Here is an 11879-nt window from a genome sequence, read left to right on the forward strand (position 1 = left end):
GTGGACATCGCCTGCCGATGAAGGAGAGGGCATTGTGACTGCAACCGAGAACGCAGGACACGGCAGCTTCGGTGCGAAGCGGACACTGACGGTCGGGTCCAAGGACTACACGATCTTCGGTATCGACACGGTCGAGGGGTACGAGCGGCTCCCGTTCAGCCTCAAGATCCTGCTCGAGAACCTGCTCCGCACGGAGGACGGCGCGAACATCACCGCCGACCACATCCGCGCTCTGGGTGGCTGGGATCCGGCCGCCGAGCCGGACACCGAGATCCAGTACACGCCGGCCCGTGTCATCATGCAGGACTTCACCGGCGTCCCCTGCATCGTCGACCTCGCCACCATGCGCGAGGCGGTCTCCGCCCTCGGCGGCGACCCCAAGAAGATCAACCCGCTCGCCCCGGCCGAGATGGTCATCGACCACTCCGTCATCGCCGACCTGTTCGGCACGGAGAACGCGCTGGAGCGGAACACCGACCTCGAGTACGAGCGCAACGGCGAGCGGTACCAGTTCCTCCGCTGGGGCCAGACCGCCTTCGACGACTTCAAGGTCGTCCCGCCGGGCACCGGCATCGTCCACCAGGTCAACATCGAGTACCTGGCGCGCGTCACCATGACCCGCGAGGTGAACGGCGAGCTGCTCGCCTACCCGGACACCTGCGTCGGCACCGACTCGCACACCACGATGGTCAACGGCCTCGGCGTGCTCGGCTGGGGCGTCGGCGGCATCGAGGCGGAGGCGGCCATGCTCGGCCAGCCGGTCTCCATGCTCATCCCGAAGGTCGTCGGCTTCAAGCTGACCGGCGCCATCCCGACCGGTGTCACCGCGACCGACGTCGTGCTGACCATCACGCAGATGCTGCGCAAGCACGGCGTCGTCGGCAAGTTCGTCGAGTTCTACGGCGCGGGCGTCGCCGAGGTCCCGCTCGCGAACCGCGCCACCATCGGCAACATGAGCCCCGAGTTCGGCTCGACCGCCGCGATGTTCCCGATCGACGACGTGACCCTCGACTACCTGCGTCTCACCGGCCGCAGCGAGGAGCAGGTCCAGCTGGTCGAGGAGTACTCCAAGGCGCAGAGCCTGTGGCACGACCCCTCGGTGGAGCCGGTCTTCAGCGAGTACCTCGAGCTCGACCTGTCGACGGTCGTCCCGTCGATCGCCGGCCCGAAGCGCCCGCAGGACCGCATCGAGCTGAGCCACGCGAAGGACCAGTTCGAGAAGGACCTCGTCGACTACGCCGACGTCTCCCACGACCTGGTCGACCTGACCATCTCCGAGTCCTTCCCGGCGTCCGACCCGGGGGAGCTCCAGCCGGAGGATGCGCGCAGCACCCACCAGCACAGCCACCACAGCCACGCACCGAAGGCGGCATCCAACCCGACCCCCGTGCGTCTGTCGGAGAACGGCGAGGACTTCATCCTCGACCACGGCGCCGTCGCCATCGCGGCGATCACGTCGTGCACCAACACCTCCAACCCGTCGGTCATGCTCGCCGCCGGCCTGCTCGCCCGCAACGCGGCGAAGAAGGGCCTCAAGGCGAAGCCATGGGTCAAGACGACCCTCGCGCCGGGCTCCAAGGTCGTCACCGACTACTACGAGAAGGCCGGCCTCACGCACGACCTCGAGGCCCTGGGCTTCTACACGGTCGGCTACGGCTGCACCACCTGCATCGGAAACTCGGGCCCGCTGCCCGAGGAGATCTCGCAGGCTGTCAACGACAACGACCTCGCCGTCACCGCGGTGCTCTCGGGCAACCGCAACTTCGAGGGCCGGATCAACCCCGACGTCAAGATGAACTACCTGGCGAGCCCGCCGCTGGTCATCGCGTACGCCCTCGCCGGCTCGATGAACTTCGACTTCGAGGTCGACCCGCTGGGCACCGACACCGAGGGCAACGACGTCTTCCTCAAGGACATCTGGCCCGACGCTGCCGAGGTGCAGCAGACCATCGACTCGTCGATCAACGAGGGGATGTTCGTCCACCAGTACGCGTCCGTCTTCGAGGGCGACGAGCGCTGGAAGTCGCTGCCGACCCCGACCGGCTCGGTCTTCGAGTGGGACGAGAAGTCGACCTACGTGCGGAAGCCCCCGTACTTCGAGGGCATGACTCTGGACACGACCCCGGTCAGCGACATCGTCGGCGCCCGCGTGCTCGCCAAGCTGGGCGACTCGGTCACCACCGACCACATCTCGCCCGCCGGCTCCATCAAGGCGGACAGCCCGGCCGGCCAGTACCTCACCGAGCACGGCATCGACCGCAAGGACTTCAACTCCTACGGCTCGCGCCGCGGCAACCACGAGGTGATGATCCGCGGAACCTTCGCCAACATCCGCCTGCGCAACCAGCTCCTCGACGGCGTCGAGGGCGGCTACACCCGCGACTTCACCCAGGAGGGCGCGCCGCAGTCGTTCATCTACGACGCGTCGCAGAACTACCAGGCGCAGGGCACCCCGCTCGTCATCCTCGGCGGCAAGGAGTACGGCTCCGGCTCGTCGCGCGACTGGGCGGCGAAGGGCACCAGCCTCCTCGGCGTCCGCGCGGTGATCACCGAGAGCTTCGAGCGCATCCACCGCTCGAACCTGATCGGCATGGGCGTCGTGCCGCTGCAGTTCCCGGCTGGCGAGTCTGCCGACTCGCTGGGCCTCGACGGCACCGAGGTGTTCTCGATCACCGGCCTCGAGGCGCTCAACGAGGGCACCACGCCCAAGACGGTGCACGTGGTCGCCGAGCCGAGCGAGAACTCGCCCGCGGGCAAGCAGACCGTCGAGTTCGACGCGGTCGTCCGCATCGACACCCCCGGTGAGGCGGACTACTACCGCAACGGCGGCATCCTGCAGTACGTGCTGCGGAGCCTCGTCTAAGCACGCGGAAGTCAAGGGGGGCTCGGAACCGCACGTTCCGAGCCTCTCTTGACGATGGCGCGCCTAGACTCGAATCCATGGGAATCCTCGAGACCATCCACGGTCCCCGCGACCTCGACAGGCTGACCGAGCGGGAGCTCGTCCAGCTCGCCGCCGAGGTGCGCGCGTTCCTGGTGGCCAACGTGGCGAAGACCGGCGGGCACCTCGGACCGAACCTGGGTGTCGTCGAGACGACCATCGCCATCCACCGCGTCTTCGACTCCCCGCACGACGCCGTCGTGTTCGACACCGGACACCAGTCGTACGTGCACAAGCTGCTCACCGGCCGTCAGGACTTCTCGCAGCTGCGGCAGCGCGGCGGGATGGCGGGTTACCCGCAGCGGTCGGAGTCCGAGCACGACATCGTCGAGAGCTCGCACGCCTCCTCGTCGCTCTCGTGGGCGGACGGCATCTCCCGGGCGTTCGAGTTGACCGGCCAGCAGGACCGGCACGTCGTGGCCGTCGTCGGCGACGGCGCGCTCACCGGCGGGATGACGTGGGAGGCCCTCAACAACATCTCCGACGACAACAACCGCAAGCTGATCATCGTCGTCAACGACAACGGGCGCTCCTACGCGCCGACGATCGGCGGAATGGCGCGGTTCCTCAACACGGTGCGGACCCGCAAGAGCTACCGCAACCTGTACCTCACGTCGCGCAAGGCGTTCGACAAGCTCGGCACCCCTGGGCGCTCGTTCTACCGCGGCGTGCGCGGCGGCCTCCACGGGTTCCTGAGCCGCTTCTCCAACAACGAGGCGCTGTACTCGAACCTCGACATCAAGTACATCGGCCCCATCCACGGCCATGACATCGAGGCCATGGAGGAGGCGCTGCGCCAGGCGAAGAACTACGGCGCGCCCGTCATCGTTCACGCCATCACGCAGAAGGGCCGCGGGTACGAGCCGGCGCTGCGCGACGCGGCCGACCAGTTCCACTCGGTCGGCCAGATCGACCCCGAGACCGGCGAGCCGATGGAGGGGTCGAGCAAGCCCTCCTGGACGGGCGTCTTCGCCGACGAGATCGTCCGCCTGGCCGAAAAGAACCCGAAGATCGTCGGTATCACGGCCGCGATGCTGCGTCCCACCGGGCTCCACAAGTTCGCCGAGCGGTTCCCCGAGCGCGTCCACGACGTCGGAATCGCGGAGCAGCACGCGGCGACCAGCGCCGCCGGCCTCGCGTTCGGCGGGCTGCATCCCGTCGTCGCCATCTACGCCACGTTCATGAACCGCGCGTTCGACCAGGTGCTGATGGATGTGGGCCTCCACAAGGCGGGCGTCACGTTCGTGCTCGACCGTGCCGGTGTGACCGGTCCGGACGGGCCGAGCCACCACGGGATCTGGGACCTCGCCATCCTGCAGGTCGTCCCCAACATTCGGCTGGCCGCTCCGCGCGACGGCACGCGGTTCCGGGAGGAGCTGGGGGAGGCCGTGGCCGTGGATGACGCCCCGACCGTCCTGCGCTTCCCGAAGGGCTCCGTGCAGCCCGATATCGAGGCGCTCCGCCGGCTGGACGACGGCGTGGACGTGCTGCGCGAGGGCGACCGCAAGGACGTCCTGCTGGTCACCGTCGGTCCGATGGCCGACCTCGGGCTGAAAGTCGCCGACCGGCTGGCCGCGCAGGGGATCGGCGCGACCGTGGTGGACCCGCGCTGGGTCGTCCCGGTGCCGAAGAGCATCCTCGCCCTCGCGGCGGAGCACCGGATCGTCGTCACGATCGAGGACGGCATCCGTGTCGGCGGAATCGGCACTCGCGTGCGGCAGGACCTCCGCGAGGCCGGCATCGACACGGCCGTGGACGAGCTGGGCCTGCCGGACGCCTTCATCGACCACGCGTCGCGCGACCAGATCCTCGAGGATGCCGGGCTCACGCCGCAGAAGATCGCGCGCGATCTGGTCGCCCAGGTGCTCGGCAGCCGCGTCCCGATCGCGCGCCCGCTGCCCGACGACGAGGCCGCCGCCGATGCCGAGGCGCCCGCCAAAAAGCGCCGCGCCTGACGCGCGCCCTCCCGTCCCTGACCCGCGCGCCCGCCCTTCCCGCGCGCCTGCCCCTCCCGCGCGCCCGCGCTTCGCGAGAGATTTGCGCCAAATCTCGGTTATAGCCGTCGCATAACGACGATTTTGGCGCAAATCTTCGCGGTGGGTGAGGATCGGTTGACTTGGAGTGCGCTCGAAGTTCTACTGTGGCGATATGACCGACACACGGACGGCGATGTCGATCTCCGACGTCGCCGAGCGGACCGGGCTCACCACCCACACCCTGCGCTACTACGAGCGCGAAGGGCTGATGCTGACCCCGGTCGGGCGCGCATCCTCCACCCATCGGCGCTACACCGAGGCGGACGTCACCTGGGTGACGTTCCTCACGAAGCTGCGCTCGACGGCCATGCCGATCGCGACGATGCGCCAGTACGTGGTGCTCGCCCGCGACGGCGATGGCACGCAGGCGGAACGGCTGGAGCTTCTGCTCCTGCACCGGATGGCCGTCGTGCGGCAACTGGAGGAGATGACGGCGAGTCTGGCGGCCATCGACTACAAGATCGACCTGTACCGGCAGAGCGTCGGCCAGGTCACAGAAGGGAACGACGCATGAAGACGATCGCATTGGGAACCGAGAAGCTGGAGGTCTCGCAGCTGGGCCTCGGCTGCATGGGGATGTCCGCGTTCTACACCGGAGCGGGCGCCGACGAGGAGGGCTCGATCCGCACCATCCACCGGGCGATGGACCTCGGCGTGACGTTCTTCGACACCGCCGAGATGTACGGCCCCTACAAGAACGAGGAGCTGCTCGCGAAGGCGTTCGCCGACGGCCGCCGCGACCGCGTCGTCATCGCCACGAAGTTCGGCACCATCAAGCACCGCGAGAACGACGAGCGCGGGATGGACGGCTCGGCCGAGAACGTGCGGCTGTCGGTCGAAGGCTCCCTGCGCCGGCTGCAGACCGACCACATCGACCTGTACTACCAGCACCGGATGGACCCGGACACGCCCATCGAGGAGACCGTCGGGGCGTTGAAGGAGCTGATCGAGGAGGGCAAGATCCGCCACTACGGGCTGTCGGAGGCGGCGCCCGCGACGATCCGCCGCGCCAACGCCGTGCACCCGGTGACCGCGATCCAGACGGAGTACTCGCTGTGGACGCGTGACCCGGAGGCGGAGGTGCTGCCGACGGTCCGCGAGCTCGGGATCGGCTTCGTGCCGTACTCGCCGCTCGGCCGCGGCTTCCTCACCGGCACGATCCGGTCGCTCGATCAGCTGTCGGACGACGACTTCCGCCGGTTCAACCCGCGCTTCGAGGGCGACAACCTGGAGTCGAACATCCGGATCGTCGAGCAGGTCGACGAGGTCGCGCGCGAGCTGGGCGCGAAGCCCGGCCAGGTGGCCTTGGCGTGGCTGCTGGCGAAGGGCGACGACATCGCACCGATCCCGGGCACCACGAAGGTGGAGAACCTGGAGCAGAACGTCGCCGCCGCCGACCTGCACCTGAGCGACGAGCAGATCGCCCGCCTGGATGCGGTGGCCGCCCCGGTGGGCGACCGCTACCCGGACATGTCGACGGTCAACCGCTGACCCATCCCGCTGCCTGACGCAGCACGCTGCCTGACGCAATACGCTGCTTGACGCAACACGCCGTCCGCCACATCAGGCGGACGGCGTGTTGTGTCAACTCGGCGGTGCTTAGGCGACGCCCTTGACCGGCGGGTGGTGGAACGTGTCTCCGAACACCCGCTCGGAGGCTCCGACGCGATCCAGGTAGGGGGTGATGCCGCCCATCTGGAAGGGGAAGCCGGCGCCGAGGATCATGCACAGGTCGATGTCCTCCGGCGCCTCGACCACGTGGTCGTCGGCGAGCATGCGGTGGATCTCGTCGGCCAGGCCGTCTTCGAGGGTGCGGAGGATCTGCTCCTTCGTCCACGGGTTCGTGCCGCCGGAGACGATCTTCGCCGCGCCCTTGTCGAGGCCCTTCACCTTGCCCTTGGCGTCCTTCTCCAGCAGCGTGCCGTACTCGGCGAGCTTGTGGAGGTTCTCCGACCGGTAGAACCGGTCGGGGAAGGCCGCGTGGTGGGTGTCGAGCACGTGCGCGCCGACCTTGAGCCCGACCAGGTCGAGCAGGGCGGACGGCGCCATCGGCAGGCCGAGCGGCGCGATGGCCTCGTCGACGACGTCGAACGGCGTCCCGTCGTCGACCGCGTGCATCGCGTCGCCGAGGATCTTCGCGAGGATGCGGTTCACGACGAAACCGGGGGTGTCGGCCGTGATGACCGCGTTCTTCTTGAGCGCGGCGGCCGTCACCATCGCGGTCGACAGCGTCGCCTCATCCGTGAGCGGCGTGTTCACTACCTCGATCAGCGGCATGACCGCGACCGGAGTGAAGAAGTGGAAGCCCACCAGTCGCTCGGGATGCTTCAGCTTCGCGCCGATCTGCTCCACCGACAGGGACGAGGTATTCGTCGCGAGCACCGCCTCGTCGGAGATGAACTGCTCCACCTGCTCGAAGACGTCCTGCTTCACGCCGAGCTCCTCGAACACCGCCTCGATGACCCAGTCGCAATCGGCGAAGTCGGCCTTGTCGGTGGTGCCGGTGACCAGCGCGCGCAGGCGGTTGGCCTCGTCGGGGGAGATGCGGCCCTTCTCCTGCAGCTTGCCGATCTCGTCGTGGATGTAGGCGACGCCCTTGTCGACGTGAGCCTGGTCGAGGTCGGTGATGACCACGGGCACCCGGAGGCGGCGGACGAAGAGCAGCGCGAACTGGCTGGCCATGTACCCGGCGCCGATGACGCCGATCTTGGTGACCTTCTTGGCGAGCTTCTTGTCCGGGGCGCCGGCTGGGCGCTTCGCGCGCTTCTGCACCAGGTTGAACGCGTAGATGCTCGCCTGGAACTGGTCGCCGGCGATGAGCTCCGCGAGCGCGTCGTCCTCGAGGGCGAACCCGGCCTCGCGGTCGTTCGACTTCGCGGCCTTGAGGAGGTCGAGCGCCTTGTACGGGGACTTCGGGACGGTCCCGATGCGCGACTCGAGCATCTTCCGTGCGATGCCGATGGCGGCATCCCACTTGACCATCCGCTCGATTTTGCCCGGCTCGTTCGGACGCTTGACGACGACCTCGCCGGTGAGCACCTTGTCGGCCCAGCGGAGGGAGTCCTCGAGGAAGTTGGCCGAGTCGAAGATCGCGTCGGCGATGCCGAGGTCGAACACCTCCTGCGGCTTCAGCATCCGGTTCTGCTTCAGCGGGTTCTCCACGACCACCTTGAGGGCGTTCTCGATGCCGATCAGGTTCGGAAGGATCGTCGCGCCGCCCCATCCGGGGATGAGACCGAGGAACACCTCGGGGAGGGCGAACGCGGCCGCGTTGCGGTCGATGGTGCGGTAGTCGGCGTTGAGGCCGATCTCGACACCGCCGCCCAGCGCCAGGCCGTTCGTGAACACGAACGACGGGACGCCGAACGTCGCCTGCTTGCCGAGGACGTAGTGGCCCAGCTGCGGGAGCAGCTTCGCCACCTCGACGCTCGGGATGGCGTCCACCCGGCTGAGGTCGGCCCCGGCGGCGAGGATGAACGGCTTGCCGGTGACGGCGACCGCGTCGATCTCGCCGCGCTTCGCCCGCTCGGTCAGCTCGTCGAAGGTCTTCCCGAGCTCCAGCAGCGTCGCCGGTCCCATGGTGTTGGGGCGGGTGTGGTCGCGGCCGTTGTCGAGAGTGACCAGGGCGAGGGTCTTGCCGCTGGGGAGCGGCACATCCCGAACGAAGGAGTGGGTGACGACCTCGTCGTCGGTGAGGTCGGCGAGGGGGGAGAAGTCGATCTTGCTGTAGTCGGTCACGTGCGTGTCAGCCCTTCCGTGCGGCGCGCTTGTCGTAGTTCGGGTTCTCCCAGATGACGGTGCCGCCCTGGCCGAGGCCGACGCACATCGCGGTGACGCCGTAGCGCACCTCCGGGTGCTCCTCGAACTGGCGGGCCAGCTGGATCATCAGGCGGACCCCGCTCGCCGCGAGCGGGTGACCGATCGCGATCGCGCCACCCCACTGGTTGACGCGCGGGTCGTCGTCGTCGATGCCGAAGTGGTCGAGGAACGACAGCACCTGGATGGCGAACGCCTCGTTCAGCTCGAACAGCCCGATGTCGTCAATGCTGAGGCCGGCCTTGCGCAGCGCCTTCTCGGTCGACGGGACGGGGCCGAGGCCCATGATCTCCGGCTCGACGCCCGCGAAGGCGAAGCTCACCATGCGCATCTTCGGGGTGAGCCCGAGCTCCTTCACCGCGTCGGTGGATGCGAGGAGGGAGGCGGTGGCGCCGTCGGTCAGCGGCGACGAATTGCCCGCGGTGACCCGGCCGTGCGGCCGGAACGGGGTCTTGAGGGTGGCGAGACCCTCCATGTTCGTCTGGGGGCGCATCCCCTCGTCCTGCGTGGCGAGGCCCCAGCCGGACTCGGAGCGGATCGCGACCGGCACCAGGTCCGGCTGGATCCTGCCGGCCTCGTACGCCGCGGCCACCTTGTGCTGGCTGCGCATGGCGAAGCGGTCGGAGCGCTCCTTGGTGAGCGCCGGGAACCGGTCGTGGATGCGCTCGGCGGTCATGCCCATGTTGAGCGCGTCCTCCGCGACCATCTTCTCGGAGAGGAAGCGCGGATTCGGGTCGGCCCCGAAGCCCATCGGGTGACGGCCCATGTGCTCGACGCCGCCGGCGATCGCCAGGTCGTACGCGCCGAACGCGATGCCGGACCCGAGGGTGGTGACGCTGGTCATGGCGCCGGCGCACATCCGGTCGATCGCGAATCCGGGGACCGACTTGGGCAGTCCGGCGAGGAGGGCGGCGGTGCGGCCGAGGGTGAGGCCCTGGTCGCCCTGCTGCGTCGTCGCGGCGATCGCCACGTCGTCGATCCGGTCCTTGGGCACCTGGGGGTTCCGCTCCAGGAGTCCGATCATCGCCTTCACGACGAGGTCGTCCGCGCGGGTGTTCCAGTACTGCCCTTTTTCGCCGGCCCGTCCGAACGGAGTACGGACTCCGTCGACGAACACGACATCGTTCCTATCGGCCACAGTGCCCTCCCAAATCAAGGTCGGAAACGATCCTAGGTACACCGCTGTGCACGAAAAGAATCGTTTGATCCTTCCTACGAAGCGGGCTCGGACCCCTCGTCGGCGCTTTGGCTGCTTTCCACAAATGCCTGGGCGATCACCTGTGAGGTTGCGGCAACCTGCCACGGGCGTGCACCGTGCGCCGCGAGGGCCTCGCCGACGCTCTCGGGGGTGATCTCGGCGGGCGGAGCCCACGCGACGCGCCGCAGCGTGTCGGGGGTGAGCAGGTTCTCCAGAGGGATGCTGCGCTCCTCTGAGACCGCCGTCAGCGCCGCCCGCGCGGCCTTGAGCCGTGCGTCGGCGTCCGGGTTTCGGTCGGACCACGCCCGCGGCGGAGGCAGCGTGTCGCCGTTGCCGCGCAGCACGGGGAGGTCGTCGGTGGTTCGCCCGGCTTCGATGGCCGCCCACCAGCGGTCGATCTCGGTGCGGCTCGCGCGGCCGGTGAACTCCCGCATCGCCGCGAGGGCGCGCTTCGACTCCGGCATCGCCTTGGCGGCGGCGGTCAGCGAGGCGTCCGGCACCAGGCGGCCGGGCGCGGTGTCGATCTCACGGGCGAGCGCATCCCGCGCCTGCCACAGCTCGCGCGCGACGGCGAGGTTGCGGATGCCGCGGATCGAGTGGATGCCCGACAGGCGCCGCCACGGCTCGTTGCGGACGGGCACGAGGTCGCGGACCAGCTCGTCGGCGAACTCCTGGTGCGCGATGTCGGTCTTGCCGGCCTCGTCGAGGAGCGCCGCGATGGCGTCACGCAGGTCGGGCAGCAGTTGGACGTCGAGAGCGGCGTAGTCCAGCCACGGCTGGGGGAGCGGACGCGTCGACCAGTCGGCCGCGCTGTGCTCCTTCGCCAAGTGGATGCCGAGGAGCTCCTCCACGACCGTCCCGAGCCCGACGCGCGGCATTCCGAGCAGACGTGCGGCGAGTTCCGTGTCGAAGACGATCGACGGGTCGAGGCCCACCTCGCGGAGGCAGGTGAGGTCCTGGGTCGCCGCGTGCAGCACCCACTCGTCGTCGTGGATGGCCTCGTTCAGCTCGTCGAAGCGTCCGACGGCCGGCGGGTCGAAGAGGAACGTGCCCGCCTCGCGCCGGAAGACCTGGATGAGATAAGCCCTCTGTGAATACCGGAAGCCGCTGGCACGCTCGGCGTCGACGGCGACCGGGCCGGTTCCTGCGGCGATGCGCTCGACCGCCGCCAGGTAGTCGGCACGGGTCTCGATGACCGTGTATTCAGCCACGCGGCGCCTTCCTGGGCGTGGCCGCCCGGGCGCTGAGCAGGCTCACCCCCTCGCCGGTCGGGGGGAGGCCGGCGAGCATGCACAGCAGCTCACCCCATCCCTCGACGTGGGCGGAGACATCCGCCTCGAGCGGGCTCCACGAGGCGCGCAGCTCGATCTGCGAGCCGTCGCCCTGGGCGGCCAGCTCGCCGAAACCGGTGGAGATGATCTTGGTGGCCGTTCCGCTCGCGGCCGTGTAGCGCGCGTGGCGCGCATCCAGCGCATCCACCAGCCACGACCAGGCGACGTCGGCGAGGAACGGGTCGAGCCCGATGTCGGTCTCGAGCGGCGCCTGCGCGAAGCAGACGATGCGGAACGGGCCGCCCCACGCCTCCGGCTCGTCCGGGTCGTAGAGCAGGATGAAACGGCCGGTGCCGAGGTCCGAGTCGCTTCCGTGCCGTGCGGGCCGGACGTCGGCCGCGAGCGCGACGGAGTACGGCGCCAGCTGCGCTGGCGCGGGGATCTCCTCGATCACGAGCTCCGGACGCGACACTGCGGTGCGGATGGACTGCAGCGCCGTGGCGAACTCCGCCGGGTGCTGCGGTGGGGATGTCGGTGTCGGCACGCTTCGAACACTAGAAGCCTTTGGCGTCCGGCGGCAGTAAGGCACGCCGCCTGGGGAACTCCTGAGTCCGCGT

8 protein-coding genes are annotated in these 11879 nt (G+C 69.1%); 4 read left to right on the forward strand and 4 right to left on the reverse strand.

Translation table 11 applies throughout. The annotated features are described in order from the left end of the window. The first annotated feature begins 34 nt into the window (after nucleotides 1-34). The 4 genes from acnA to BLR91_RS06835 all read left to right on the forward strand — a co-directional run bounded on the left by acnA (nucleotide 35) and on the right by BLR91_RS06835 (nucleotide 6468). Nucleotides 35-2863, forward strand: coding sequence for an aconitate hydratase AcnA (acnA, locus tag BLR91_RS06820; protein ID WP_089876191.1), 2829 nt, complete (start codon nucleotides 35-37; stop codon nucleotides 2861-2863). A 77-nt stretch (nucleotides 2864-2940) separates the two neighbouring features. After that, complete coding sequence (gene dxs / locus BLR91_RS06825) at nucleotides 2941-4896, forward strand: 1-deoxy-D-xylulose-5-phosphate synthase (protein WP_089876190.1); 1956 nt, start codon at nucleotides 2941-2943, stop codon at nucleotides 4894-4896. Nucleotides 4897-5089: 193 nt separating this feature from the next. Next, nucleotides 5090-5491 carry a MerR family transcriptional regulator gene (locus BLR91_RS06830; protein ID WP_018191282.1) on the forward strand — a complete coding sequence of 134 codons (402 nt, stop codon included), beginning with the start codon at nucleotides 5090-5092 and terminating at the stop codon, nucleotides 5489-5491. After that, nucleotides 5488-6468, forward strand: coding sequence for an aldo/keto reductase (locus tag BLR91_RS06835; RefSeq protein WP_089876188.1), 981 nt, complete (start codon nucleotides 5488-5490; stop codon nucleotides 6466-6468). The genes BLR91_RS06830 and BLR91_RS06835 overlap by 4 nt, the downstream gene beginning before the upstream one ends. A gap of 108 nt (nucleotides 6469-6576) precedes the next feature. Here the strand turns inward: BLR91_RS06835 and BLR91_RS06840 are convergent, their stop codons facing one another. The 4 genes from BLR91_RS06840 to BLR91_RS06855 all read right to left on the reverse strand — a co-directional run bounded on the left by BLR91_RS06840 (nucleotide 6577) and on the right by BLR91_RS06855 (nucleotide 11806). Beyond that, on the reverse strand, nucleotides 6577-8715 hold the full coding sequence (locus tag BLR91_RS06840; RefSeq protein ID WP_089876186.1) for a 3-hydroxyacyl-CoA dehydrogenase NAD-binding domain-containing protein: 2139 nt from the start codon (nucleotides 8713-8715) through the stop codon (nucleotides 6577-6579). A gap of 7 nt (nucleotides 8716-8722) precedes the next feature. Next, a complete protein-coding gene (locus BLR91_RS06845) occupies nucleotides 8723-9931 on the reverse strand; it encodes a thiolase family protein (protein WP_089876184.1) in 1209 nt (402 codons plus the stop codon). 74 nt (nucleotides 9932-10005) lie between these two features. Beyond that, nucleotides 10006-11202: an HRDC domain-containing protein gene (locus BLR91_RS06850; protein WP_018191278.1), complete on the reverse strand. Its 1197-nt coding sequence runs from the start codon at nucleotides 11200-11202 to the stop codon at nucleotides 10006-10008. After that, nucleotides 11195-11806 (reverse strand): DUF3000 domain-containing protein, encoded by a 612-nt coding sequence (locus BLR91_RS06855; RefSeq protein ID WP_020077430.1) that lies wholly within the window; start codon nucleotides 11804-11806, stop codon nucleotides 11195-11197. Before BLR91_RS06855 ends, BLR91_RS06850 begins: the two co-directional genes overlap by 8 nt. Nucleotides 11807-11879: the final 73 nt, after the last annotated feature.

Source organism: Leifsonia sp. 466MF (assembly GCF_900100265.1).
GTDB lineage: Bacteria > Actinomycetota > Actinomycetes > Actinomycetales > Microbacteriaceae > Leifsonia.